We start from the raw sequence: 26,138 nt of genomic DNA, 5'->3' as shown, positions 1-26,138 counted from the left end.
GCGAAAGCGGCATTTCTTTTGCTGAGAATTTAAATCTCAACGATTTGAAATTAATTAAACGATGAAATCAACACGCTTTTTACCCTCCATTATCGCATTCATTTTAGTAGCTACAACGGCCTATGGTCAGACACCTGCACCTGTTAACTACCTGAATGTGAAAAGCCCTATTGTCTTTAATAGTGCTTCTTATAGCTTATCCTGGTCTTCGCACCCTGCAGCTAACTTTTATAAACAAGAATACCTGACCAAAGGAGATAATTCCGACAGGTACAAAAGTATGCTCCTTACTGATTTAATTATCGGAGAGGTAACCATACAAGACCTGGTCAGAAAGAAGGTACTGGAGTTAAAGAAAGCAAAAGAAACCAATCCTATTATCAATTATCAGCTATTAGAGAAAGATGGAGAACCAATGCTTGATTTTATGCTGTCGGCAAGTTCTGCAGATGGAAAAACAGTCACTATTATTGAACGGAATATCTATCGTTATCAAACAATAACTGGTAAGAACGGACAAAAAGCGGTACTCCTGTTTGGAATAAGTACCAGAGCCTATGGTGATGACATTATTAATTTCATGACTAATTTAAAGACAAAAAGGATGGATTTGCTCAACAAATTCGGACAATATAAATTCCCTGGGATCACGCTGCCAGGAAAATAATTTTAACCAGTACAAAACGCTAATCAATTTTTAATTACTATGGCAAAAACAAAGTGGACTATAGAAGCAGATAACTTAACTATATATCCTTCATTAATAGCCCGTACGTTAAGTATAATTTATTTTATAGCAGCTTCGGCTTTAATTATTACCCTATTTATCAACCAGAATATTCCGCTTGGTTCACTGATCAATTATGAAATCTTTATCCTGGTCACCTCCCTGGTGCTCTTTGGCGTTGGAGGCCGTCATATTTTCTTTGATGGCATTAATCAAATCATGTCTGTTAAAGTATTTGGGATAGCCATTAAAAATATTCCTTTCAATCAGATCGGCAAAGTAACTTCTTATAGTGTTGCCGGGTCTTATTGCTACAAAATATTTACTGCAGCCTACAGTCACGGCAGAGGAATAGCTATATCCGCTGGTTATTCAAAAGCTACTGATCAAAACCTGATAGCTTATCAGCAGGAAGTTTTGCCAAAGATTGATCAACTGGTATTTGCGAGTCAGCCATTAATTGCTAAACCTGTGATTTACGATTTTAAATATTTCAAGGAAGAAAATGGTGTCTATAAAGTAAAAAGTGATCGTGTGGCCTCTTTGATTTTCGGGATCCTTTTGATCGGCGTTACACCACTTATACTAAATACACCGGATTTTATGAGTAATGATTCAGATATTAAAAGAATATTGGTTACTTATTTCCCTTTAGTGATTGGTTTGGTACTCGCGAGTACTTTTTTCAGATCGGTTAGATTTGATAAAAATAGTCGCCAGATCATCCATAAATCAATAACAGGTCTTAAAGTCTATTCTTATAATGACTTCATTCGTTTTCTGATTGTACGTAAAACCACTAACCTGATCTATTCCGGAACAGAAATAAAGGCAGAGATCTACCTGCCGGAAACAAAAAAGGTAAAAGTATTGTTCCTCACCTCCTTTTGGAAGACTAAAAAAGTTCAGCGTTTTATCGACGAGACTAATACCATATTAGGCAAGTACCATGCAGATTCTTCAGCTTCAAAAATGGAGTAAAAAGCGTTTTTAAAGCAGAAGCTTACTCGCCATCCCTAACAGCAATAAGAATCCAAACACATCGGTAAACGTTGTGATGATGATTGACGAAGCAATTGCCGGGTCTATTCCTACTCTTTTCAACATGAGCGGTATCCCCGCTCCTGTTATTCCCGCAATAACCAGGTTTCCGGTCATGGCCAGAAAAATAACTAAACCCAGCATTGGGTTCTTATCAAAGATGAGTGCGAAAACAAAAACAATCAGTCCGGTTGCCGCACCATTGATCAGGCCAACGGTAAACTCTTTTAGTACGGTACGATAAGCCTGGTTATCGGTCAGATCATATAAGGAAATTCTCCTTACAGTTACTGCCAGAGCCTGCGTAGCGGCATTCCCACCCATACCGGCAATAATAGTCATGTAAGCAGAAAGTACGGCGATTTTTGCAATGGTAGGTTCAAAGTAACGGACTACAGCCGAGGCCAGAAAGGCAGTTCCCAAATTGATAACCAGCCAGGGTAACCTTGATTTTACCGCTTCGACCCAGTTACCGCTTAGTTCCTCATCTTCAGAAACCCCGGATATTTTCAGGATGTCTTCGGTATTCTCTTCTTCCAGTACATCGATAACATCATCAAAAGTTACTCTTCCTAATAATTTCATCTGTTTATCCAACACCGGAATACTGGTAATATTGTATTGGGAAATCAGCCTTGCTACCTCTTCCTGATCGGTATCGGCGCTTACCCAGGCTACATCCGACTTCACCAGTTCAGTGATTTCGACATTTCCTTTGGCTTTGATAATATCTTTCAGAGAGACAATCCCCTGAAAAACGTTGTTTTCATCAGTTACAAAAATGGTATAGAACTCTTCAATTTCTTCACTTTGTCTGATGATTTCTTCAATCGCATCCTTTTTGGTTAAATGAAGGTGTATACGGATAAACTCCGTATTCATCAGCCCGCCGGCTGTATCTTCATCATAACTCATCAGGTTTCTGATATGCGATGCATCATCTTCACTCAGATCTTCGAGAATTTCTCTCTGCTCATGTTCATCAAGCTGAGAGATAATATCCGTCGCATCATCATAATCAAGCTCTTCTACGATCTCGGTACGTTTGTCGGGATGAAGCTGGAATAATAAATCTTCGGGATGCGATTCCTCAGGCATCTCTGCGAAAATCTCAGAGGCTGTTTCTACCGGAAGCAGATTGATAATACGCTCTCTGTCTTCCTGCGTCAGGCTTTCAAATAATATGGCAATTTCAGACGCGTGATATTCATCCAGAATTATAGCTAACTGGTTATCACTGCCACTCAGAGCGGCCTTTATTTTGGAAACGTCGGATTTGTCTAGTTCATAAGATTGCATGCCCCGCTAAGGTAATTATATTTTCTCTTTTATCTGGCCCTATTCTTATTTAAACCAACCTTTGCGCCAAAAATAGATTACCTGAAGTATAGCAATCACCACCATAATGATCATTGTATACAAATATCCGTGCGAAGCATAGAGCTCGGGCATATTATATGGCATCAATTGGTGGGTAACGGGATCTTCCTTGGCGAAATTCATTCCGTAGATCCCGGCAATAAACGTAAGGGGGATAAAAATAGAAGAAATGATGGTCAGCACCTTCATAATTTCATTCATCCGGTTGCTGACAATAGATAAATACATATCGATATTACTAGCAGAGATCTCTTTCAATGACTCTACGATATCGATGATCTGTATACAGTGATCATAGGCATCGCGGATATAGAGTTTAGTCTGGTCAGTAATCAGTGGACTATGGCTGCGTAAGATATCATTCAGCTTATCCCGCTCTGGCCAGGCTACACGGCGGATATTAATCAGGTTCCTTTTAATCAATTGGATATCGAACATGAAGCTCCTGTCGGGTTTGTCAAAAAGACGGTCTTCAATCAAATCAAGATCCTCACTCCAGACCCCTAAAATTTCAAAATAGGTATCTACAATGATATCCATCAGGGCATACATAATATAACTGCTCCCTGCAATTCTGATATTACCTTTTCCTGCTTTCAGTCTTTGCTTGATCGGCCCGAAACAATCCGAATACCGTTCCTGCAAAGTAATAAGCGCATTATCCGTCAGGATAAAAGAGAGCTGTTCATTCTCCAGGTTCTTCTCCTCATCGAGCAAAAGCATCCTGCTGACAGCGAAAACATAATCGTCATACTCTTCGATTTTAGGACGCTGGTAACTCCTGGTGATGTCTTCCAGAATTAGCCTGTTTATATTCAGCTCACGGTTCAGGGTTTCAAATAACTCAGCTGAATTATAGCCTTTGATTTCAACCCAAAAGGTAAAGTTCTTATCGGAAAGCAGCTGGGAAATATTGCTCAGACTATCCAGTTCCCGGGTTTCAAAGGTACTTTCATTAATTTTATGAAGGGTAATGACTGGTTTGAGTGAATTTTCATCGATATATACTAAACCAGGACTGCTGCCTGCTTTAGGTAATTTTATACCCTGTCTTTTTTTTCTTGATTTCCCTTTTTTATCCATATTCTAGAGATAGTTTTTTGTCTGAGGTCCCTGGTTAAACAACAAATCAACTATACTCATGTTTGGCAAAAAGCCCTTTCTGTCTTCAAATACCTGGAAGTAAGGTTTTGCAGGATAGATCAGTTCTTGTTCCTTAAAGTGAATCTTTGAACGGAAATCATTTTCCGGGGCTATCTCTTTGCTATATTCAGTTGTAAAATTAAGTTCTACCTGCTTTTTCAGTTGTTTAAAAATCCATTGCAGCATCTCCAGGTTATAATCAAAAAGGAAATCAAACTTTTTATTATAAAAAACTGCCAGCTCATCTTCGTAGTATTCGAAATAGGCAGAATTCCGGTAACAGCTTTCCAGGCTTAGCCAGTGCAGGCGCTGCCATTTAAAATCATAACTTATTTTAACATCTTTGATCTTGGTATGATATTTTGATCCTTTAATTACTGGCAGAAACAGATCAAGCGGTCCGTTAGGCGAATAGATCCTGGTTCTGTTACGATAGGTCTGCTTTGGAAAATGTTCTTCTTTTTCTATAGTAAATTCGTAATTATGAGCGTTTAAAGCAGAGAAATAACTTACAGGAGGAAGATAAAAAAGAGGAAATATAGCTGGATTGTGCATTGGTTAATTTATGTTTGCATTTTCAATCAGGCAAAATAATGATAAAAAAGGCTTTTTTCCTATTGATCCCTATTTTTTATGAACGTAAACAAGAAATTATTTAATGTCTGAGCCTAGTGTAGCTGTTGTAATCCTCAACTGGAACGGGAAACAATTATTGGCAGATTTTTTACCCAGCGTGATTAAAAGCAGGTATAGTAATTTGCAATTAATTGTTGGTGACAATGCTTCAACGGATGGATCTGTTGATTTTGTCAGAGCTAACTTCCCTACCGTCCAGATTATTGAGAATGACCGTAATTATGGATTTGCTGAAGGTTACAACCGTATCTTGCACCGGGTAAGTGCTGACTATTATGTCTTGTTAAATTCTGACGTCGAAGTTCCTGAGAACTGGATCGAACCTGTGATCAAAGCCATGGAGGCTGACGTAAATATTGCGGCCGCACAACCTAAAATTAAATGGCAAAAAGATAAAGCCCTATTTGAATATGCCGGTGCAGCTGGTGGATTTCTGGATATCAACTCTTTTCCATTTTGCAGGGGAAGGATCTTTGATGTGATTGAGGCTGATCTGGGACAATACAACAATGCTAAAGAGATCTTTTGGGCCAGCGGTGCAGCTTTCTTTATCAAGAGAGCACAATGGGAAGAAACCGGCGGACTTGATCCGGATCTTTTTGCGCATATGGAGGAAATTGATCTTTGCTGGCGCTTAAAAAACAGGGGTTACCATATTATCTATTGTCCCGATGCAGAGGTCTACCACGTCGGCGGAGGCACCTTAGATTCGAACAATCCTTACAAGGTATTTCTGAACTTCAGAAATAACCTGATTATTATGCAAAAAAACCTCCCTGCCAATGAAGCAGTCTGGCGTATCTTTATCCGTATGAGCATAGATTTTGTAGCCTGGATACAATTCCTGCTGAAGGGGAAGACAAAATTTGCCTGGGCAATTAACAAAGCCCATTATCAGTTTTTAGCAAACATCAAAAGAACGACGGCTAAAAGGGATACCCCACATTTAGTGTACTCCAAACACACAGGAGTTTATCATTCCAGTGTGGTATGGAGCTTTTTTATCAAAGGGACAAAGTATTTCAGCCAGCTAAAAGACTCTCTATAGCCAGGCGATAACCATCTAAGCCAAAACCGGTTAATACACCTTTGCAGTTTTTTCCGGTTAACGAAACATGACGAAATTCTTCGCGGGCGTATATATTGGAAACATGGACTTCAACCACGGGCGTCTTAATTCCTGCAATCGCATCTGCAATGGCTACAGAAGTATGTGTATAGCCACCCCCATTCAGAATTATACCGTCGAATGAAAAACCAACTTCATGGAGTTTATTAATCAGCTCGCCTTCTACATTACTTTGAAAATAGAACAACTCAATAGCCGAGTATTTAGCCTTTAATTCTTCAAAATAGTCTTCAAAACTCCTGTTTCCATAAACTCCGGGCTCACGTTTACCCAGCAGGTTTAAATTCGGTCCGTTAATAATTTGTATCTTCATCCTTTCAAACTTAGCCTTAAAAACTAATAAATAAAAATTCGTGTGATTAATTATCCTTATCATAATACCTATAAGGCCTATCTTAAACTGGAACGCGGACTCTCTGAAAACTCTGTGGAGGCCTATCTGAACGATGTCAATAAATTGTTTCAGTACTATGAAGTTATAGGTGAGGAATTTAATGTTAAAACCATAACTGAAAAGGCTTTACACGATTTTATCATCTGGTTAAGTGAACTGGGAATGCTGGCCAATACGCAAGCCAGGGTAATCTCCGGACTGAAGTCGTTTTTCAATTTTCTGATAGTCGAGGAGCTGATTGAAATTGATCCTTCACAACAGCTTGACTCTCCCAGGCTCAGCCGTAAGTTACCCGACGTGCTTAACGTTGAGGAAATCAATCAGCTGATTGCTGCGATTGATGCTTCTAAACCAGAAGGGATGAGAAACAAGGCCATTATAGAAGTACTTTACAGTTGTGGATTAAGGGTCACCGAACTGGTTACACTCCGGATCTCGGATTTGTACCCTGAACAGGAATATATTAAGGTAACTGGTAAAGGAAATAAGGAAAGAATTGTTCCTATTGGCGGAACAGCTTTGAAATTTCTGGATATTTATCTCAGTCAGATCAGGGTTCATTTACCCTTAAAACATGGAAATGAGGATTATATTTTTCTGAACAGATTAGGTACGCGCCTGTCCAGGATTTCTGTTTTTACCATGATCAAAGCGCTGGCACTGGCGATAGGTTTACAAAAAAGTATCAGCCCGCATACCTTCAGACATTCGTTCGCTACTCATCTGATTGAAGGGGGAGCTGATCTGCGTGCCGTACAGGAAATGCTTGGACATTCGAGCATCACGACCACAGAAGTTTACACCCACCTGGACAGGGATTACTTAAGAGGGGTAATCACGCAATTCCACCCCAGAAACTAATTACAGTGTGCAGGAAATCATTCTATCCTTCCCTTGCATATCTTTTTTTAAGACAATATTAATGAACCCTTTATCTTTAAGCATATCAACTGTTTCCTGACCTAAATATTCGTTAATTTCAAAAAACAACTTTCCCTTTGGCTGTAAATTTAACAAAGCAAAATCAGCTATTCCTTTATAGAAAACCAAGGGATTTTCATTACTGACGAACAGGGCCAGATGAGGTTCAAACTGCAACACATTCTGATGCATTTCAGCTCTTTCAGTTTCTGTAATATACGGTGGGTTGCTTACAATCAGGTCATACTTTATGGGGCTGCTGTAGGTCAGAATATCAGTCTGTATAAAATTCAGAGCAACTTCGTTATTCATGGCATTTTCTCTGGCTATCTGTAAGGCGTCTGCCGAAACATCCAAAGCAGTTACTGCCAGGTTCTCCAGATTCTTCTTTAAGGTTATTGCGATACAACCACTACCTGTACCAATATCCAGTATACTGGAAACCTGATCTTCAGTCTGATTTACTGTTTCTAAAATCCACTCGATCAATTCTTCCGTTTCGGGTCTGGGGATTAAAACGGCGCCACTGACCTTAAATTTAAGACCATAAAACCAGGCCTCAGCCAGAATATGCTGCACTGGTCTCCCCTGTCTGAGTCCTACCAGTATACTTTCGTAAGCTGTCATTTGCCCGGGATCAGGTGACTCTGTACTACAGGTCAGTAATTTTCCCCGGTTCCATCCGCAAACATGTTCTACAACCAGGTAAAACAATTGTTTTGCTTCCTCTTCCCCGTATAGAGAAGATAACTCACTGATAAAGTATAGTTCTAATTGCTTAAAATTCATTAAATGCAAAAGTATTAATAAATGTTGCATCTCTATGGTTGAAAAATTTCAATAGCTCATAAATTGCAGGTACTTTTGTCCATATGAGCGATGAATTATATATGAAACGCTGTCTGGAGCTCGCAGAATTGGGTAATGGCCGGGTAAGTCCAAACCCTCTGGTAGGTTGTGTGATTGTCAGCGACGGAAAAATTATCGGTGAAGGTTATCACCAGCAATATGGTCAGGCTCATGCCGAAGTCAATGCGGTACGCTCAGTTACAGACAAATATGGTGACCGGGCAACTGATTTATTAAAAAACGCGACTGCTTATGTCAGCCTGGAACCTTGCGCACATTTTGGCAAAACACCTCCCTGTGCCGATCTGCTGATCCGCCACCAGGTTAAAAAGGTCGTCGTTGGTAACCGGGATCCGTTTCCCGATGTGAATGGTAAAGGCATTGAAAAATTAAAACAGGCAGGTATAGAAGTAGTATCCGGTGTGCTCGAAGAACAATGTAGTTATGTGAACCGGCGTTTCTTTACAAGAATTGCTCAGCAGCGTCCTTATATTATCCTGAAATGGGCCAGGACAGCTAATGGCTTTTTTGCTCCTGAAAATCCTGTTCAACAGTGGATCAGTGGCCCTCTGGCTAAAAAAATGGTACATAAATGGCGGACTGAAGAAGATGCTGTCCTGGTGGGTAAACAGACTGCAATTACAGACAATCCTGCGCTTACTGCAAGAGAGTGGCCTGGCAGAAATCCGGTAAGGATCTTAATCGACCGCAATCTGAAAGTACCTGCCACTAGTCAGTTATATAATGCAGATGCTAAAACTATTGTTTTCAATGAACAGAGAACAACTGTAGAAGACAATATCCATTTTATCGAAATGGAGGATATGCAATATTATCTGCCGCAGAAAATTGCTTATCAATTGTATCTGATGGATATACAGTCTATCATTATCGAAGGTGGAGCAAATATACTGAACCAGTTTATCAATGCAGGTTTATGGGACGAAGCAAGGGTCTTCCATTCTTCACAGAGCTGGAGTACAGGAATACACTCCCCTAACATCAATGGAAACATTATATCAGTAACGCAAGTAGATAAGGATCAATTAACTATTTATGAAAATTTTAGCAATCAATGATATATATATTACTTAGCATAAGCTGTAGCGTAACGGTTGCTGTACTCTTAAAATTAGCAAAACGGTATAAGATCCACGTACTGCAGGCCGTATTATGGAACTATCTGACTGCAATCATATTGAGTTATATCTTCTTCCGTCCCGATCTGAAAGAAATGACCGGAACGCCTTCTGCACTGGCATTATCCATTGGTATATTACTGCCGGTATTATTTGTCATACTGGCCGCTTCAGTACAGAAGATCGGTATAGTGAAATCTGATATTGCGCAACGTTTATCGCTGTTTATTCCGATTCTTGCCTCGGTATATCTGTTCGGAGAAAATTTCACCTGGCTCAGGATAGCTGGATTAGGTGTAGGCTTTTTAGCTATTATTCTAACACTCTCCCGCAAATCAACCGTTAAAAATGATTCTGGCTCTTATATCTATCCTGTTCTTGTTTTTGTAGGCTTCGGACTGATTGACGTGATGTTTAAGAAACTGGCACTGGATAAATCAATCCCTTATACCAGTACATTAATGATCATTTTTTGTATTTCATTTGTCGTGGCTGCATTCATCCTGGTTTATGTGGTACTGGTTAAAAAAAGAAAAGTTGAACTGATCAATTTCTTTTGTGGAATAGTACTGGGCGGTTTCAATTTTGGAAATATCCTGTTTTACATGAAAGCCCACCGGGCTATGGCTTCAAACCCATCTACGGTATTTGCAGCTATGAATATGGGGGTTATCATTTTAGGTAGCCTGATTGGAATAACCCTGTTTAAAGAAAAAGTAAGTAAGTTAAATTATATAGGAATAACCATGGCTCTGGTAGCTATTTTCCTGATTACATTATCACAAAAGTATGCTGTTTGATGACACCTACAAAACGATAGATCAACCTGCAGAAGGAACCTTTAAAGACAAAGGAAGTAAATTTATCGCTTATGCCTATCCATTGCTTTCGGAAAATGAGGTTAAAGCATACCTGGTTAAATTAAGAGCTGAGCATACCAAGGCAGTCCATTTCTGTTATGCTTACCGTTTGACACCTGATAAAAGTGTTTACCGGGTCAACGACGATGGAGAGCCCTCGGGAACAGCAGGAAGACCTATATTAAATGCTTTACTGTCAGCCGGTTTAACCAACATTCTGATTGTAGTAGTCCGGTATTTTGGCGGAACATTACTAGGTGTACCTGGTTTAATTAACGCCTACAAAACTACTGCTGCTGAAGCAATTATAGCTGCTGCTATCGTAGAAAAAACAGTGAATGATGTTTACGAGATCAAATTTGATTACCTGGTGATGAATGATGTCATGCGCCTGATTAAGGAAGAGCAGCTCCATATACTGGATCAACAATTTGATAATGAATGCAGAATCAAATTTGAAGTAAGAAAATCTCAGCTAAACAGAGTCCTGGAAAGGATAGAAAAACAGTCTGCAGTTGAAATAAAATACCTTAGCACTATTTAAAATGCTAATTTTGAACCCTTATTAACTCTATTACCATGCAAAAATTATCAGAAGCAGACCTGGTCATCAACCCGGATGGCAGTATTTATCATTTAAACTTACTTCCTGAAGATGTCGCAGATACAGTAATTACTGTGGGCGATCCTGACAGGATTTCAGAAATAACCAAACATTTTGACCGTATAGAACTTAAAAAGGGAAAAAGAGAATTCCTGACACATACGGGCTATATAGGTCAGAAACGAATTACTGTGATTTCTACAGGTATCGGGACTGACAATATTGATATCGTCTTTAATGAACTGGATGCATTGGTGAATGTTGATTTCAAAACACGGGAGGTAAAGCGTGAACTAACCTCATTAGCCATTATCAGGGTGGGAACCTCTGGGGCTGTGCAACCAGACCTGCCAATGGGAACTATTCTGGCTTCTACCTATGGACTGGGACTGGATGCTTTAATGCATTATTATGTTCATCATGTCCCTGAGCAGGAACAAAGCCTTTTTGAACACATCAAAACGCACTTTAAGGATTTACATGCTGTTAACCCTTATCTGACTTCTGCTGATCCTGGATTACTGGATACAATCGGTAAAGGAATGGAATTAGGTATTACAGCTACTGCCCCTGGTTTTTATGCCCCTCAGGGAAGACAGGTAAGAGCGCAGAATGCGGTGCCAAATTTTGTTCAGAAGCTGAACAGTTTCAACTATGAGCAACACAGAATTACCAATCTTGAAATGGAAACAGCTGGTATTTATGCTCTGGCAAAGGTATTGGGCCACAGAGCGCTCTCAGTGAATGCCATCCTGGCAAGCAGAGTGAACTTTCAGTTTAGTCAAGACCCGAATGCTGTTGTAGATAAGGCAATTAAATTGGTATTAGAAAGAATCACTGCTTCTTCATAATTGGATGACTAAACAAAAACACTTTTTCCTTATCCTTCTTTTAGGTTCGCTGACAGCGTTAGGCCCATTTTCTATTGACATGTACCTGCCGGGATTTCCGGCGATAGCGAAAGATCTGGGTACCTCTATAGCCAGGGTTTCTTTATCTCTCTCTGGTTTTTTTATTGGGATTTCTGTCGGACAATTACTTTATGGCCCCCTGCTTGATCGTTTTGGAAGAAAAAGGCCATTATATATTGGGTTAACAATCTATATCCTGGCTTCTCTGGGCTGTGCCAGTACCAAAAGCATTGATGCATTGATTATATTCAGATGCATACAGGCAATTGGTAGTTGCGCGGCCGCAGTAGCTTCGATTGCTATGGTACGGGACCTGTTTCCCGTTAGTGAGAATGCCAAGGTATTTGCCCTGTTATGGCTGGTTGTGGGTGTTTCGCCCATGATTGCACCTACTGTCGGAGGATATGTAACTTCTACTTATGGCTGGCATGCTGTATTTCTGGTGCTGATGTTGCTTGGTTTGCTTAATCTTGTAGCCAGTTTCTTTGGACTTCCGGCCACATTTAAGCCGGATACAACAATCTCGTTAAAGCCTAAACCAATTATTCTGGGTTTTATCACTGTTTTAAAGGAGCCGCAGTTCTATACTTATGCTTTTACCGGTGCAGTTGCATTTGGAGGCCTGTTTGCTTATATCTCAGGCTCTCCACTGTTATTTATGAAGATCTTTGCAGTTAGTGAGAAAACTTATGGATGGATCTTCGCTTTTCTCTCTATAGGACTTATTGGAGCTGGCCAGGTCAATACGCTGATGTTGAGAAAATACAGCAGTGAACAGTTGATCTTTGGCGCTTTGATCTGTCAGGTAATTACGGCTGTTGTATTTCTTATTGGAAGTATAAATGGCTGGTTTGGTCTGACGGAAACTATTCTCCTGTTGTTTATCTTCCTGAGCTGCCTGGGTTTTGCCAGTCCGAATGCTTCGGCACTGACCCTTGCCCCTTTTACCAAAAATGCAGGTAGTGCTTCTGCTTTAATGGGTGCAATCCAAATGGGCCTGGGTACACTGGCTTCTGTTGCGGTAAGCTTGTTTGACACACATTCTTCTGTCCCGATGGTGAGTATAATGGCAATGACATCAATTCTTGCTTTGGCAATTCTATATTTTGGCAGAAAAAACATTCAGGTTAAAATAGAAGCAGACCCCAAAAATTCGGCGGTATCCCTTCATTAGTCATACTGATTTCATAACTCTTAAAACAACAAATTTATATCGGTTAAAAACAAAAACGTGGCACAGATGTTGAATTTAAACAAACAAATAGAAACCCATGTTAAATAAAATCACCCATAATCTAACTATTCTGGCGGCTAAGAAGATTCTGGTTGCAAATAAAGAGGAGAATCTAACCACTGCCAAACGTCTGGTTACTATAATAGCCGGCGCATATATCCTTCAGAGAGGTTTGAGATGTATCACCAAACATCCTGTAATAGGTATTCAGGAGACTGTTTTAGGCGGATTTCTAATGTATGATGCAGTTAAGAGTATTAAAGATACCTACCCGATCAGACCAACTGAAGTTTCACAGGTACGAAGAAACCAGATACAAGGTAATGATCCGAATTCTTCGGTACCTGCATTTGTATAGTTCATTTTTTTTAAAACAGGTAAACCGACAGGTGGTTTACCTGTTTTCCAGTCTTACCATCTTTATTCCCAGCAGTTCATAGAATACGATCAGTTTTCCAAATTCTTCATGAAGCCTGGTGCAATGCTTAAATAAATACATTTCGCGATCACTCAGATAGAAGCTGTCCCTTAAGCTTCTCAGCAGATCAATGACACGGATCGTTAGCCCATAAACCAGACAAAGATGAAAATTAAGGTATTTATCCGCATGGGTGCCAAAAACCAGGACGTCCCTTAATGCCGAAACCTTAATCCGTTGAAATTCGGTGGTCAGATAAGACTCCTCATCAAATTCCTTTAGCGGGCTTTTGATATTTTCAATTTCCTTAACCAGATCTGCCAGCAAACCTAGTTCATTATAGCTTTCTGCTAAATATAAATATGGCATAAAATTTCAGTTTTGATTTATATACTTCTGGTGCCTTTTGCAGCTTTTTCTCTGTGCATCTTTGTTCGTAATTTTTTTAGTCCGCAATCCTTTAATTGTCTGATCCGCTCCCGGCTTAACTGGAATTGCTGGGCTATAGTATCCAGAGATAAAGGTTGATTACCCCTTAAACCAAAAAACAGGGTCAGCACAGCTTCTTCCCTTTTAGAAAGGATCCTTAAAATCTGACTGGCTTCCTCCCTACCCGAATCCATGAGCAGCATATGATCTGGAGCAGGCTGATTTGCCTCTGTCAGATCCAGTAAGGTACTCCCGGAATCCGGATTGATCACTTCATCAAGATGTCTGCAATGACGTGCTTCATTCAGATAACTACTTACATATCCAGCTCTTATATTAATTTCCCCAGCAACTTCTGCAGGGGTAGGTTGCCGTTCCAGGCGTTGTTCCATACCAGCTATGGTATTGTTTATCCTGGAAATTGAATTGATCAGGTTAAGTGGTAAACGAATAATCCTGGTCTGCTGGGCAATTGCGAGCATAATAGATTGCCGGATCCACCACACTGCGAATGATATAAATTTGAATCCTTTGGTTTCATCGAAACGTGAAGCAGCCTTGATCAGGCCTAAATTTCCTTCATTAATCAGATCACCCAAACTCAGCCCACGATGCTGATATCTCTTAGCCACAGAAACAACAAATCTTAAATTTGTTCTGACCAGACGGTCCAGAGCCTCCTGATCTCCCTTTCTTGCTTTTGCAGTCAATTGGATTTCTTCATCAATAGTCAGCAGCGGTATTTTACTGACTTCCTGGAGATATATGGCGAGTGACTCCATATCCCTGCCGGTAATCGCATTTTCAATTTTCAATTCTCTCATATATTTACATTATTAAGTAAAGGTGTTAACAATAACCTAATAAAGAAAATAAACCACATCAATCCGACAAAATAACGGTTTAAAGATGATTATCCGAATAAAATCCGATTTACCATCCCTTCAATTAAATTAAAACAATAATATATTTATTTTTAATTAACTAATTATAGATGTTTATATAAATTCACAACTTATATAAATATTAATTATGGAGAAAAAGCTTGACAAATTAGACATTTCTATCCTGAGACAACTGCAAGAGGATAGTTCACGTCCATACAAGCAAATGGCTGGAAATTTAAATACGTCACCCACTACAATTTGTGACCGTATCAGGAAATTAGAAAAACGAGGTTTCATCATTGCCTATGTTGCGGTTCTGGAACGCAGAAAGCTGAAACAGGATGTTTTAGCCTATATCTATCTTAACCTTAGCCGGTGTTCAGCAGAAGTCATTAATGCCTTTAGGGATGCAGTTTCTGAAATCAGGGAAGTCTGCGAATGCTGTACGGTTACCGGGAGATATAATATCAGGCTAAAAATTACGACAACAGACAGCAACATGCTGTCATCAATTGAGCGAAAGATAGCGGGGATAAAAAATGTGATGACTATAGAAACTTATGTTGTACTTGATAATATTATAGCTGATTCTGGCTTTAATTTCCAGTAACCATCAGGAACTGGTCAGCCAATTTTAAACGGGAAAGCTTCAGATCATAAACATCTGAAGCTTTTCTAAATGATTTTTATTGCCGGGCTAGTAAGTAATTAATTATGTTTGTATCTTATTTAACCGTTAATGTTTAAAAGAACCACCTCCCAGATTGGGATATTCTTCCTCTACTTGCTTGCTTTGCTTCCTCTGCCAGTACTTTATGTGTTTGCGAATGGTATTTATGTCTTACTTTATTATGTCTTCGGATATCGCCGCGCAGTTGTCCGCGAGAACCTGCATCAGGCATTTCCCGAAAAGAGTGAAGAAGAGATCAGCCAAATAGAAAAGAAATATTACAAATACCTGTCTGCGCTGATTTTTGAAATCATTAAGATGGCGACCATTTCGAAGGCAGAAGTACAAAAAAGGTTTAAGTATAAAAACACAGAAATAATCAATGCCTATTTTGAACGGGGAGAGAGTGTCCTGGCTTGTTCGGGCCACTATGGCAATTGGGAATGGGGAACTTTGTCAATTGGCTTAAGTTTGAAATGTGATACCTATGCCATCTACAAAACTTTATCGAACAATGAATTTGACAACTGGTTTCACCGGATCAGGACAAGATTCGGAAATAAGTTAGTCCCTATGCGGCAAACCTTCCGGGCACTGACCGATAGCAAAGGATCGCCTACCATGTTTCTGTTCGGGAATGACCAGGCGCCGCCTAAAAGTGAATCTCATTACTGGACTGAGTTCCTGAATCAGCAGACTTCTATTCAACAAGGGATGGAGAAGATCGCTATAAAAACCAGCAGACCAATTTTTTATATTAAAGTAAATGTGATAAAGAAAGGCTATTATGAGGTTGATTTTGTGCCTATATGCCTGCATCCGGATCGGACACCAATTAATGAAATTACCCAGAAGCACGCCCTTCTCTTAGAAAAACTGATACAAGAAGAGCCTGCTTACTGGTTATGGAGTCACAGAAGATGGAAACACCAGCCTACTCAGCAACCTGAAGATTTAGTGCATGCGTAGTTTGTGCTCTGATATTTCTGCTTAACTGTGCATCATCACTCAAGGTATGGCCGTAGGAAGGAATCATTTGTTTCAATTTCGCCTGCCATTCCGGACTTTCCATTCTGTCACTGAAACAACGTTTCATTAAGGTGATCATAATAGAAACTGCAGTTGAAGCTCCTGGTGAAGCACCTAACAAGGCAGCAATTGAACCATCTCCGGCAGATACAACTTCGGTACCGAATTCGAGGATACCCCCGTGTTTTTCGTCTTTTTTAATTACCTGAACACGCTGACCAGCTGTTTCCAGCTCCCAGTCTTTCATTTCAGCAGCCGGCAAATATTCTTTCAGCGCTTCCATACGGTCTTCAGGTGACTGTCTTACCTGATCGATCAGGTATTTGGTCAGTGGTATATTATCTAAACCCGCAGCGATCATCGGACGGATATTATTAGCTTTAATTGATAAAGGCAGATCTAAGAGAGAACCATTCTTTAGGAAACGGGTTGAAAATCCTGCATAAGGTCCAAAAAGCAATGCCTTTTTTCCATCAATCATCCTGGTATCCAGGTGAGGAACAGACATTGGAGGCGAACCAACTGCTGCTTTACCGTACACTTTTGCGTGATGGTGTTCAATTACATCCGGATTAATGCATTTTAACCATTGTCCGCTTACAGGAAAACCACCAAAACCTTTTCCTTCAGGAATATCAGATTTCTCCAGCAAAGGAAGTGAACCACCACCAGCACCGATAAACACAAATCTGGCTTTCACCGTTCTTCTTTTACCAGTTTCTTCGTCTTTCACCTTTACTTCCCATAAACCGTCTTTTTGTTTCAGTTTACGAACTTCCTGATTAAAGTCCATCGATACATTAGGTTTGCGTTGTAATGTATTCAGCATCATCCTGGTTAAGGCACCGAAGTTTACGTCAGTACCCAGCATCATTCTGGTTGCAGCTACTTTTTCATCAGGATTTCTGCCTTTCATTACCAAAGGCATCCATTCTGCAAGTTGTTTCGGATCTTCAGAATAAGTCATTTCTTTAAAGAGTTCACATTGCTGTAATTTCTCAAAACGTTTATTCAGAAAATCAACATTATCAGCTCCCCATACAAAACTCATATGCGGAATACTTTTGATAAAGGTCTCTGGTGAATCTACTAACTTATTCTGCACCAGAAATGACCAGAACTGCTTAGATACCTCAAAGGATTCTGCAATGGCTACTGCCTTGTCTGTTTCAACGGTACCATCCTCCAGCTGAGGCGTATAATTTAATTCACAAAAGGCAGAGTGCCCTGTTCCGGCATTATTCCAGGCATCAGAACTTTCTGCTGCTGCAACATCAAGCCGTTCAAAAATTTGTATCGTTAAGTCCGGTGAGAGTTCTTTTAATAGTACACCAAGTGTTGCGCTCATAATACCCGCGCCAATTAACACAACGTCAACTGCTTTATCTGAATTAGTACTTTTACTGGTCATGAAAGGATAGATAATTTATTCTCTTTATATCGGCGACAAAATTAATATAAAGCGCGGGAAATGAGTCCTAAATTCCCATTTAATAAGTATTTTTTTTACCCGTATCTGATAAAGAGAGAAAAGATGACCTTTTTTAGTATTGTTTTTTGTAATTATTGTCAGACTCAGGTCTTTTTTTGCAATTAACTTCCACCTGATAAGCTTGTTACCACCATATTATTCCATCTGCTCAATCTAAAACCTTCTTTTACTGACGTACCTGACCGTTACCTCTTACTACCCATTTATAACTGGTCAGTTCTTTCAATCCCATCGGCCCCCTTGCATGAAGCTTTTGCGTACTGATCCCTATTTCAGCCCCAAGACCAAATTGTCCGCCATCGGTAAAAGCCGTCGATGTATTTGCATACACCGCAGCAGCATCGACGGCATTGAGGAAAGTTGTCAGCTGACGTTCATCCTCTGCAATGATAGCTTCACTATGTTTAGAGCTGTAAATGGAAATATGATTTAAGGCATCATCCAGGTTTTCAACTGTTTTAACTGCCATTTTGTAGTCCAGGAACTCGGTACCAAAATCATGCGGCCCGGCCCGATGCAATAAATTGGATGGATAATAGCCATCCAGTACAATAAAAGAAGCCGGATCAGCATAAAGATGAACTGATTTTGTGGCTAGTGCGGCAACAAGCACATAAAGATCATCCAGTCGTTCGGAGTGAATGAGCAGACAGTCTAATGCATTACAAACACTGACTCTTCTGGTTTTAGCATTAAAAATAATGGCCCTGCCTTTTTCAGTATTACCCGAAAGATCGAAATAAGTATGGACGATTCCGGCCCCGGTTTCTATCACCGGAACTTTACTGTGCTCACGAACATAATCAATCAATGCCTGGCTTCCACGGGGAATCAATACATCGACAAAATTAGTCGCATTGAGCAATGCGGCAGTTGCTTCACGTTCCGAAGGTAGTAAAATAGCTACATTGACGTCAACACCGTGTTTAAGCAATACTTTATGAATGATTTTTATTAAGGCAAGATTAGAAAACTCGGCATCACTCCCTCCTTTCAAGATCACTACATTCCCTGTTTTAAAACATAGAGAGAATACATCTACAGTGACATTAGGTCTTGCCTCGTAAATAACACCGATTACGCCTAAAGGAACCCTGACCTTAGTTAAAGCCAGTCCATTGGGCAGTGTTCTGGACTCCAGAACCTCCGAAAGCGGACTTTCCAGTTTAACCACATTCAATATTTCCTGGCTGATATCGTTCAGTCTTTCCTTCGTTAACTTCAGCCTGTCATATTTTGGATCATCAGCAGACATACGTCTAAGATCCAATGTATTAGCAAACAAAATATCATCTGCCTGCAATTTGATCTGGGCAGCCAGGTCTTTCAGTATATTATTAACCTCCAACTGATCAAGACGATGCAGTGTGCGGCTTGCTTTTAATGCATTTTCGAAACTTAATTGGTATTTCATTTCCTCTCCCATCTAGTTTACAGCATAAAAATAATTATAATGAACCAAAGATTTGTGTCCTTTCTGTCCTATTCGCTCTTTTGCTTTCTCTGACCCATATTCTGCGATACCTAAACCAATTAACTTTCCATTTTCATCTACCAGCCGGATAATATCACCTTTTTGAAAGGAGGATAATACTTTAATAATTCCAACGGGTAATAAGCTTCTGGCCTGACCAGAAATCAGTGCTTCGGTAGCTCCTGTATTGAGCTGTACGCTTCCGGTAGCAGAGTGTTCAGAATGCGCAATCCATTTTTTCTTTCCAGAAGTATTTTTTTCCGGTACAAAATAAGTATGTACAGCTTTCTGATCAATCAGGTCAGTCAGAATATCATTGCGTGTTCCATTAGCAATATGAACAGGAATACCCAGTTTAGCCACTTTCTGTGCCATTCCAAGCTTCGTTACCATCCCTCCTCTGCCCAAACCGGATTTAGTTTTACTGATAAAGGAATCAATACTGTTATCCTCTTTTTTAATCTCCTGTATAATACTGGAACCGGGCGATTTTGGATCCCCATTATAGATACCATCTACATTGGACAAAATAATGAGTGCATCTGCCTCCAGCATAGAAGCAACCAGTCCAGCCAGCTCGTCATTATCTGTAAACATCAGCTCAGTAACTGAAACCACATCATTTTCATTGATAACCGGGATTACCTTATGCTTTAGTAATATGGAAAGACAATTTTTGATGTTTAAATAGTGTTTCCGGTCACGAAAATCTTCTTTGGTGACCAATACCTGCGAACAAAGCATTTTTTGTTTTTCAAAAAGGGAAAGATAGGTATTGATCAGTTTGATCTGCCCTATGGAGGCCAGAAGCTGTCTTGCAGCGACTGCATCCTGTTTTTCTGAAATTTTGATCATGCTTCTGCCCGCAGCAACAGCTCCGGAAGAAATAACCACAACGTCAATACCTTTATTTTTAAGTATAACAATTTGGTCTACAATATGCTGAATCCGGGCATGATCTGGCAGACCATCGGATTGGGTAAGTACATTTGAACCGATTTTAACAACGATTCTTTTATAGGCAGCAGCCATAATATGATTCGGTAATAGATTAGGAAATAGTGATTTCTTTAAAGAAGAGCAATCAGACCTGTCCAGCCTGTCTGATGGCTGGCCCCCAGTCCTTTGCCATTATCCCCATTGAAATATTCATGGAACAGGATATAATCTTTAAAATGCGGGTCATGGTTAAATTTTGGGTTCCCACCCAGTACGGGTCGTTCGCCTGCTTCATTTTTCAGAAATGTAGCTTTTAATCTTTTACCTAAGAAAACCGCGATTTCCTGTAAACTTAAAAACTGACCGGAACCTGTTGGGCATTCTACCTTAAAATCATCACTATAATACTCCTGAAAATTCTTTAGAGATTCAATAATCAGATAATTAACAGGCATCCACATCGGTCCACGCCAGTTGCTGTTACCACCGAACATCCCGGAATCGCTTTCTGCCGGAATATATTTTACATTATAATCGTTTCCGTCCAACTGATAGTTAAACGGATACTGACAATAAGCTTTGGAAACTGAGCGGACTCCATAATCGGATAAGAACTCATTTGGATCAAGCATTCGTTTCAACAGTAATTTCATACGGTGACCCCGCAAAAGAGAAAGTAAATGCTGATCACTGCCTTTGGTATCTGTCCAGTGGCTTACCAATTGTACCAGATCGGGCCTTTGTTTCATGAACCAGTCCAGACGCTCCTTCAATTTCGGCAGTTTAGTCCATTTATCTTCGTCAAATACCACCTGAGCAAACATAGGAATCAAACCAACCAGACTTCTCAAACGAAGACGATCCGACGAACCATCAGCCTTTCTTAACATATCGTAATAAAATCCGTCTTCCTCATCCCATAAACCGATGGAATCTTCTCCCATATTGGAGATAGAGCCGGCAATGTATAAAAAGTGCTCTGAGAACTTAATCGCCATACTTTCAAATACATCAAAATGCAAAGACAACTCCATACTGATCTGCATCATATTGAGTGCATACATTGCCATCCAGCTGGTACCATCCGCCTGCTCGAGAAATCCTCCTCCAGGCACTGGCTGACTACGGTTAAATACACCAATATTATCCAATCCAAGGAACCCGCCTTCGAAAATATTATTCCCTTCACTATCCTTCTGATTGACCCACCAGGTAAAATTGAGTAACAATTTATTGAAGATCTCTACCAGGAAATTAATATCTCCCTTGCCTTTAACTTCTTTATCTGCGAGGTATACATGCCAGGTAGCCATCGCATGTACAGGTGGGTTTACATCTCCAAAATCCCACTCGTAGGCTGGTAATTGCCCACTTGGGTGCATATAATTGGCACTGACCATTAACCGGAGCTGATCCTTGGCAAAATCAGGATCTAATGCAGCAAAACTGATACAGTGAAAAGCCAGATCCCATGCGGCAAACCAGGGATACTCCCATTTATCGGGCATAGATAAAATATCATTGGCCACAAAATGTTTCCAGTGCGTGTTTCTGCCCTTTTTTCTTGACTGAGGTGGAGCAGGCTGCCCTGAATCACCATTCAACCACCGGTTTACATCATAACTGTAAAACTGCTTATTCCAAAACATTCCTGCCCAGGCCTGACGCTGCATTAATTTCTCTTCTGCATCAGCAGATTCGTCTTGTCTGGCAGCATAGAATTCATCATTTTCCTGGATACGTAGTGAAAATATATCATCAAACCCGGTAAAGGGCGTCGCTAATTTAGCTTTGCTTAACCTTATCCTGAGCTCCACGCTTTGTCCGGCTGGAATATTCAGTTTATACCATATTCCAACCTTTGTACCAAAATTATCCTTATTAATAGCTTCGGGCTTTCCGTTTACGATATACTCATGAATACCATCTTTAAGGAAATTATTGGTGTTTACTGACTGATATAAACGTTGATTGTTAGTTTCATTATCAGTAAACAAGAACTTCGGATTACCATCGGTATAACAATGATAATCATCCATATGAGGAGATCTTAACAACAAAGTATGGTTACCCTGGTTAAGGATCTCAGGTTTAACTCCGTGCTGATTATCAAACCAGTTATTGCGATACCATAACTGAGGAATTACATCCAGTTGTGCAGCGTTTGGGCTTCTGTTAAAAACAGTATATTTTATTAAAAGGTCTTCTTCATTATTCTTAGCGTATTCAATAAAGACATCGGCATATTCGTCCTGATCAAACAGTCCCGTGTCTATCAGCTCAAATTCGGGCTGCATCCTGTCCCGTTTTGCATTCTCGGCAAGCAATTGCTCGTATGGGAATGCCTGGAAAGGATATTTATACAGCATCTTCATATAGCTGTGGGTAGGGCTGCTATCAAGATGGTAATACAATTCTTTTACATCTTCGCCATGATTACCTTCTCCATTGTTCAATCCGTATAAGCGCTCCTTAAGAATTGCATCTTTACCATTCCAGAGCGCCAGCGCAACACATAGATTCTGCTTATCATCACTAAAACCTCCTATACCTTCTTCTCCCCAGCGATAAGCTTTACTTCTGGCCATATCATGAGTAATATGCTGCCAGGCGTCACCATTTGAACTATAGTCTTCCCTTACGGTCCCCCATTGACGGTCAGAAACATAGGGTCCCCATTTCAACCAGTTAGTCTCACCTTTATAATGATTGCTGAGGCGCTCTTGTTCGGGATTAACTTGATTCTTGGAGTTCATATCTCAATATTAAGAATTGTTAAGCGAATTAAAGAAGAGAACAGAGAATTGCTTAAGTTTTTACAATGTCAGTATCCTGAAGATCAACGATCATAGAAGAAATTTCTACAGTAAACCATTCCTGAAAGACTTTATAGGTGCGTTTTTGTGGCCAGTCATTTTCATCGGTATGGAAATCGCGCAGTTCATTTTTAAATAACTGATCAAAATTCTTCTTTAACCAGCTTTCAATCTTGGCTTTTGTCTTTTGCTCTTTAATCAGATATACAGTTCCTTCATCATTACCAACAACAGGAAATTCAGGATCTACATAATTAATCCAATCGTAAAATGGTTTTTTGGCTTTAATCAGAATAGCGTTTCTGTTAATTGTTTCGTAATATAAAGTGGGCTCGATCATATTAATATTTTTTTGCAAACTTAAGGAATATAATCAGCTGCAAAACACACAAAATACCATCATTTATCTTTGATATCCAGCAGATTATTTCTTATATTCATAGAACCAAAATATAATATTATGATGAACCTACTATCAAGAATTCAGGATTGGGGTGATCACCACCATCCGAAATGGCTGGACTATCTGAGAATAGTTTTAGGCATTACACTAATCTGGAAAGGAATAGCTTTTGCAATTAATCTCGATGCTTTTACCGTGTTGATGGAAAATGCCGGTCTGGGAACAGCCGTGTCCATCAGTCTGATAGCACATTTGATTATTGCATTACATATTATTGGAGGTCTGCTGATTACCTTAGGTACGCATACAAGATTATTTTGTCTGCTGATTATCCCTATACTGGTTGTCGCAGTAGTTTATGTTAATCTGCCGCAACAGATTTTCAGACCTTATTCAGAGTTCTGGTTATCGTGTCTGGTATTAGCTGGTTTGATCTGTTTCCTGATTGAAGGAAATGGCGTCCTGTCTATTGAGACAGTAAAAAAATCAGAAGACTAAACATTTCTTTTATCGTAACATAGTAGAAGACGGCTTTAAAAAGGCCGTCTTTTTTTGTACTGGTGTATTTCACACATTATTTTTATTCATTTTTTTTTATGAAAAATCCAGAATGGACTGGTTTTTGAAAGGTAATGACTTAAGCATTAATTATTAATGCCAGCTTACAGAGATAAATTTAATACCGTTTAATCATAAAACTAATTACCATGGATTACAAAAAATTAATTAATGACCATCTGGACAGACAAACTGATAAAACTCCTGTTGCTGTAGCTTTATTAGCTGGATTAGCGATTGGAGCGGCTTTAGGTATACTTTTTGCTCCCGGAAGTGGTTCGGAAACCAGGAATCTGATTTCAGATAAGACTAAAGATCTTACTGATAGTGCGAAAGATAAATTGCATTCATACAAAGAGAAATTAAAAAACAGTGCTGACCATTTAGCAGACGCTGCAAAGGATAAATACCAGACATACGGTCAAAAAATACAACATCATGCTGATGGTCTGGCTGATTTAAAAGACAGAACAGTGGAAACTGTTAAATCTAAATTCAGTGACGCGAAAGAGGAACTGAGTGATAAAGCACACGAAATAAAAAAAGATATAGAAAACGCCTAAGCTGAATTCATCAATTTAGGGTAATCAATATAAAAGCCGGTTGTATAAATAACAAACCGGCTTTTTCATTTTTATATGGAAAAACTCAAGCTCATATTCACCTGGATTTTCGCCCTGTTCCTTGTTGTTGCAGGGATTAATCACTTGATTAAACCAGCACTCTACGCCCCATTCATTCCCGACTGGTTACCACTTTTAGCCGTGAACTATTTGACGGGGATCATTGAAGCCGGCCTAGGCATTGCCCTGTTGTTTCCAAAAACCAGACGTAATGCTGCGATTGGCATAATCCTTTTGATGGTATTTTTTCTTCCTTTCCACCTGATTGATGTTTTTCGTACTCATCCGGCTATTGGCTCCAGAACACTGGCCTTCATCAGACTTCCTTTTCAGTTTGTACTGATCTACTGGGCCTGGTTCATTTTACCCAGGGCCAGATAGATTTCGGCAAATAACAATCCGCTCCCCCCTCCATAATGAGGTACAACCGGGAGCGTAGGATAAAGTGTCTTTACTTCTGTCTTAAGTTCTTCTTCCTCCTGGCTGGTCAGCCCAGCTCCAAGTAACAGTATATGATAAGCCTTCAGTCCGCACTTTGCCAGTGCTTCCTTAATTCCGGAAACACCCTCCGCATGCCATGATTCCTCAGCGTTCAATAACCGAAGTATAGTCTGCAGAATATCCGGATCTGTACCGATAACCAAAATTTCCGTTTTCATCATTAAAATTCCATGGGAACATCCATAATCAAAAATTCAGTCTGATCACTGACTGCCTGTATAGTAAAAGTATCAGTGTCCCAGATTCCGAAACCATCTCTTTTATGCAGCAACTGACCATTCACCTCAATCTCCCCTTCTAATACAAAAATATAAGCACCATTACCTTTTTTCTGGAAGGTATAATCTACTTTAGTCCCTTTTTCCAGTTTACCCAGGTTAAACCAGGCATCCTGATGAATCCATACTCCGGCATCATCCGGATTCGGAGATAAAATCTGTACCAGTGTATTTGGTTTTTCAGGAGCATTTATTTTAAGCTGATCATATCTTGGCTCTACATTTCTTTTATTCGGGAAAACCCAGATCTGCAAAAATTTAACAGGCTGATCTTTGTCTTTATTGTACTCAGTATGATATATTCCCGTTCCTGCACTCATCGCCTGAATCTCTCCAGGTTCAATAGTAGCCAGGTTGCCCATGCTATCTTTGTGCTGTAATGATCCTGATAATGGTATAGAGATAATCTCCATGTTATCATGTGGATGTTCACCAAAACCTCTTCCTCCATCTACTGAGTCATCATTCAAAACTCTCAATGCACCAAAATTAACTCGTTCCGGGTTAAAATAATTTGCAAAGCTAAAAGTGTGATAACTTTTTAACCATCCATGATCTGCTCCGCCTCTTGAGGTTGCAGTATGTAAAACTGTTTGTGCCATGTTCTTAATCCTTTGGTTTGTTATACAAATTTACCATCTATAATTTTGTTG

General features: G+C 39.7%; 29 protein-coding genes. 15 read left to right on the top strand and 14 right to left on the bottom strand.

Translation table 11 applies throughout. From position 1 onward, the window contains the following. Nucleotides 1–61 precede the first annotated feature (61 nt). Nucleotides 62–667, top strand: coding sequence for a hypothetical protein (locus HDF25_RS24785; protein WP_184629105.1), 606 nt, complete (start codon nt 62–64; stop codon nt 665–667). A 39-nt stretch (nt 668–706) separates the two neighbouring features. Continuing rightward, nucleotides 707–1,708, top strand: a complete 1,002-nt coding sequence (locus tag HDF25_RS24780) for a hypothetical protein (protein WP_184629104.1) — start codon at nt 707–709, stop codon at nt 1,706–1,708. 9 nt (nt 1,709–1,717) lie between these two features. Here HDF25_RS24780 and mgtE read toward each other — a convergent pair whose 3' ends face one another. The 3 genes from mgtE to HDF25_RS24765 are packed head-to-tail and all read right to left on the bottom strand — an operon-like array spanning nt 1,718 to nt 4,846. Next, nucleotides 1,718–3,067 carry a magnesium transporter gene (gene mgtE / locus HDF25_RS24775; RefSeq protein WP_184629103.1) on the bottom strand — a complete coding sequence of 450 codons (1,350 nt, stop codon included), beginning with the start codon at nt 3,065–3,067 and terminating at the stop codon, nt 1,718–1,720. A gap of 45 nt (nt 3,068–3,112) precedes the next feature. Further along, complete coding sequence (corA, locus tag HDF25_RS24770; protein ID WP_184629102.1) at nt 3,113–4,231, bottom strand: magnesium/cobalt transporter CorA; 1,119 nt, start codon at nt 4,229–4,231, stop codon at nt 3,113–3,115. A gap of 3 nt (nt 4,232–4,234) precedes the next feature. Next, nucleotides 4,235–4,846: a WbqC family protein gene (locus HDF25_RS24765; protein ID WP_184629101.1), complete on the bottom strand. Its 612-nt coding sequence runs from the start codon at nt 4,844–4,846 to the stop codon at nt 4,235–4,237. A gap of 103 nt (nt 4,847–4,949) precedes the next feature. On the opposite strand from HDF25_RS24765, the gene HDF25_RS24760 reads away from it, so the two are divergent. Then, nucleotides 4,950–5,975 (top strand): glycosyltransferase family 2 protein, encoded by a 1,026-nt coding sequence (locus HDF25_RS24760; protein ID WP_184629100.1) that lies wholly within the window; start codon nt 4,950–4,952, stop codon nt 5,973–5,975. On the opposite strand, the gene aroQ is transcribed toward HDF25_RS24760, so the two are convergent. Next, complete coding sequence (gene aroQ / locus HDF25_RS24755; protein ID WP_184629099.1) at nt 5,950–6,369, bottom strand: type II 3-dehydroquinate dehydratase; 420 nt, start codon at nt 6,367–6,369, stop codon at nt 5,950–5,952. The genes HDF25_RS24760 and aroQ overlap by 26 nt on opposite strands. A 42-nt stretch (nt 6,370–6,411) precedes the next feature. On the opposite strand from aroQ, the gene xerD reads away from it, so the two are divergent. After that, nucleotides 6,412–7,311 carry a site-specific tyrosine recombinase XerD gene (xerD, locus tag HDF25_RS24750; RefSeq protein WP_184629098.1) on the top strand — a complete coding sequence of 300 codons (900 nt, stop codon included), beginning with the start codon at nt 6,412–6,414 and terminating at the stop codon, nt 7,309–7,311. Here xerD and prmC read toward each other — a convergent pair whose 3' ends face one another. Further along, nucleotides 7,312–8,160 (bottom strand): peptide chain release factor N(5)-glutamine methyltransferase, encoded by an 849-nt coding sequence (gene prmC / locus HDF25_RS24745; RefSeq protein ID WP_184629097.1) that lies wholly within the window; start codon nt 8,158–8,160, stop codon nt 7,312–7,314. Between the two features lie 83 nt (nt 8,161–8,243). Between prmC and ribD the strand changes: the two genes are divergently transcribed. From ribD to HDF25_RS24715, 6 genes are all read left to right on the top strand, one after another. Continuing rightward, nucleotides 8,244–9,299 carry a bifunctional diaminohydroxyphosphoribosylaminopyrimidine deaminase/5-amino-6-(5-phosphoribosylamino)uracil reductase RibD gene (ribD, locus tag HDF25_RS24740; RefSeq protein ID WP_184629096.1) on the top strand — a complete coding sequence of 352 codons (1,056 nt, stop codon included), beginning with the start codon at nt 8,244–8,246 and terminating at the stop codon, nt 9,297–9,299. Then, nucleotides 9,296–10,159: a DMT family transporter gene (locus tag HDF25_RS24735; RefSeq protein WP_184629095.1), complete on the top strand. Its 864-nt coding sequence runs from the start codon at nt 9,296–9,298 to the stop codon at nt 10,157–10,159. Before ribD ends, HDF25_RS24735 begins: the two co-directional genes overlap by 4 nt. Then, on the top strand, nt 10,149–10,763 hold the full coding sequence (locus HDF25_RS24730; RefSeq protein ID WP_184629094.1) for an IMPACT family protein: 615 nt from the start codon (nt 10,149–10,151) through the stop codon (nt 10,761–10,763). Before HDF25_RS24735 ends, HDF25_RS24730 begins: the two co-directional genes overlap by 11 nt. 35 nt (nt 10,764–10,798) lie before the next feature. Continuing rightward, nucleotides 10,799–11,674, top strand: a complete 876-nt coding sequence (locus HDF25_RS24725) for a nucleoside phosphorylase (protein WP_184629093.1) — start codon at nt 10,799–10,801, stop codon at nt 11,672–11,674. A 4-nt stretch (nt 11,675–11,678) separates the two neighbouring features. Further along, nucleotides 11,679–12,908 (top strand): multidrug effflux MFS transporter, encoded by a 1,230-nt coding sequence (locus HDF25_RS24720; RefSeq protein WP_184629092.1) that lies wholly within the window; start codon nt 11,679–11,681, stop codon nt 12,906–12,908. Nucleotides 12,909–13,005: 97 nt separating this feature from the next. After that, complete coding sequence (locus HDF25_RS24715; protein WP_184629091.1) at nt 13,006–13,326, top strand: hypothetical protein; 321 nt, start codon at nt 13,006–13,008, stop codon at nt 13,324–13,326. Nucleotides 13,327–13,362: 36 nt separating this feature from the next. Here HDF25_RS24715 and HDF25_RS24710 read toward each other — a convergent pair whose 3' ends face one another. Together HDF25_RS24710 and HDF25_RS24705 are read right to left on the bottom strand one after the other, a co-directional pair. Next, entirely contained in the window at nt 13,363–13,755 is a 393-nt protein-coding gene (locus HDF25_RS24710; RefSeq protein WP_184629090.1) for a hypothetical protein, read from the bottom strand. A 17-nt stretch (nt 13,756–13,772) separates the two neighbouring features. After that, nucleotides 13,773–14,639 carry an RNA polymerase sigma factor RpoD/SigA gene (locus HDF25_RS24705; RefSeq protein WP_184629089.1) on the bottom strand — a complete coding sequence of 289 codons (867 nt, stop codon included), beginning with the start codon at nt 14,637–14,639 and terminating at the stop codon, nt 13,773–13,775. Between the two features lie 208 nt (nt 14,640–14,847). Between HDF25_RS24705 and HDF25_RS24700 the strand changes: the two genes are divergently transcribed. Beyond that, nucleotides 14,848–15,312, top strand: coding sequence for an Lrp/AsnC family transcriptional regulator (locus HDF25_RS24700; protein WP_184629088.1), 465 nt, complete (start codon nt 14,848–14,850; stop codon nt 15,310–15,312). A 129-nt stretch (nt 15,313–15,441) separates the two neighbouring features. Then, a complete protein-coding gene (locus HDF25_RS24695; protein WP_184629087.1) occupies nt 15,442–16,341 on the top strand; it encodes a lysophospholipid acyltransferase family protein in 900 nt (299 codons plus the stop codon). Here the strand turns inward: HDF25_RS24695 and HDF25_RS24690 are convergent. From HDF25_RS24690 to HDF25_RS24670, 5 genes are all read right to left on the bottom strand, one after another. Further along, nucleotides 16,307–17,812, bottom strand: coding sequence for a malate:quinone oxidoreductase (locus HDF25_RS24690; protein WP_184629086.1), 1,506 nt, complete (start codon nt 17,810–17,812; stop codon nt 16,307–16,309). The two genes, HDF25_RS24695 and HDF25_RS24690, sit on opposite strands and share 35 nt — an antisense overlap. A gap of 247 nt (nt 17,813–18,059) precedes the next feature. Then, nucleotides 18,060–19,307: a glutamate-5-semialdehyde dehydrogenase gene (locus tag HDF25_RS24685; RefSeq protein WP_184629085.1), complete on the bottom strand. Its 1,248-nt coding sequence runs from the start codon at nt 19,305–19,307 to the stop codon at nt 18,060–18,062. A gap of 12 nt (nt 19,308–19,319) precedes the next feature. Continuing rightward, nucleotides 19,320–20,399, bottom strand: a complete 1,080-nt coding sequence (gene proB / locus HDF25_RS24680; protein WP_184629084.1) for a glutamate 5-kinase — start codon at nt 20,397–20,399, stop codon at nt 19,320–19,322. 38 nt (nt 20,400–20,437) lie between these two features. Continuing rightward, nucleotides 20,438–23,062: an MGH1-like glycoside hydrolase domain-containing protein gene (locus HDF25_RS24675; protein WP_184629083.1), complete on the bottom strand. Its 2,625-nt coding sequence runs from the start codon at nt 23,060–23,062 to the stop codon at nt 20,438–20,440. A 52-nt stretch (nt 23,063–23,114) separates the two neighbouring features. Further along, nucleotides 23,115–23,462: a hypothetical protein gene (locus HDF25_RS24670; RefSeq protein WP_184629082.1), complete on the bottom strand. Its 348-nt coding sequence runs from the start codon at nt 23,460–23,462 to the stop codon at nt 23,115–23,117. A 120-nt stretch (nt 23,463–23,582) separates the two neighbouring features. Between HDF25_RS24670 and HDF25_RS24665 the strand changes: the two genes are divergently transcribed. The 3 genes from HDF25_RS24665 (at nt 23,583) to HDF25_RS24655 (ending at nt 25,087) form a co-directional block, all read left to right on the top strand. Then, nucleotides 23,583–24,023: a DoxX family protein gene (locus tag HDF25_RS24665; protein WP_260409463.1), complete on the top strand. Its 441-nt coding sequence runs from the start codon at nt 23,583–23,585 to the stop codon at nt 24,021–24,023. 209 nt (nt 24,024–24,232) lie between these two features. Next, nucleotides 24,233–24,646 (top strand): YtxH domain-containing protein, encoded by a 414-nt coding sequence (locus HDF25_RS24660; protein WP_184629081.1) that lies wholly within the window; start codon nt 24,233–24,235, stop codon nt 24,644–24,646. Nucleotides 24,647–24,721: 75 nt separating this feature from the next. Continuing rightward, a complete protein-coding gene (locus tag HDF25_RS24655; protein WP_184629080.1) occupies nt 24,722–25,087 on the top strand; it encodes a MauE/DoxX family redox-associated membrane protein in 366 nt (121 codons plus the stop codon). Here HDF25_RS24655 and HDF25_RS24650 read toward each other — a convergent pair. Continuing rightward, nucleotides 25,051–25,368, bottom strand: a complete 318-nt coding sequence (locus HDF25_RS24650; RefSeq protein WP_184629079.1) for a hypothetical protein — start codon at nt 25,366–25,368, stop codon at nt 25,051–25,053. The genes HDF25_RS24655 and HDF25_RS24650 overlap by 37 nt on opposite strands. Then, a complete protein-coding gene (locus HDF25_RS24645) occupies nt 25,368–26,087 on the bottom strand; it encodes a pirin family protein (protein WP_184629078.1) in 720 nt (239 codons plus the stop codon). The genes HDF25_RS24650 and HDF25_RS24645 overlap by 1 nt, the downstream gene beginning before the upstream one ends. Nucleotides 26,088–26,138: the final 51 nt, after the last annotated feature.

The sequence above is a fragment of the Pedobacter cryoconitis genome (genome assembly GCF_014207135.1).
Classification (GTDB): Bacteria; Bacteroidota; Bacteroidia; order Sphingobacteriales; family Sphingobacteriaceae; genus Pedobacter; species Pedobacter cryoconitis_D.
This window is presented reverse-complemented; position numbering and strand designations above follow the sequence as displayed.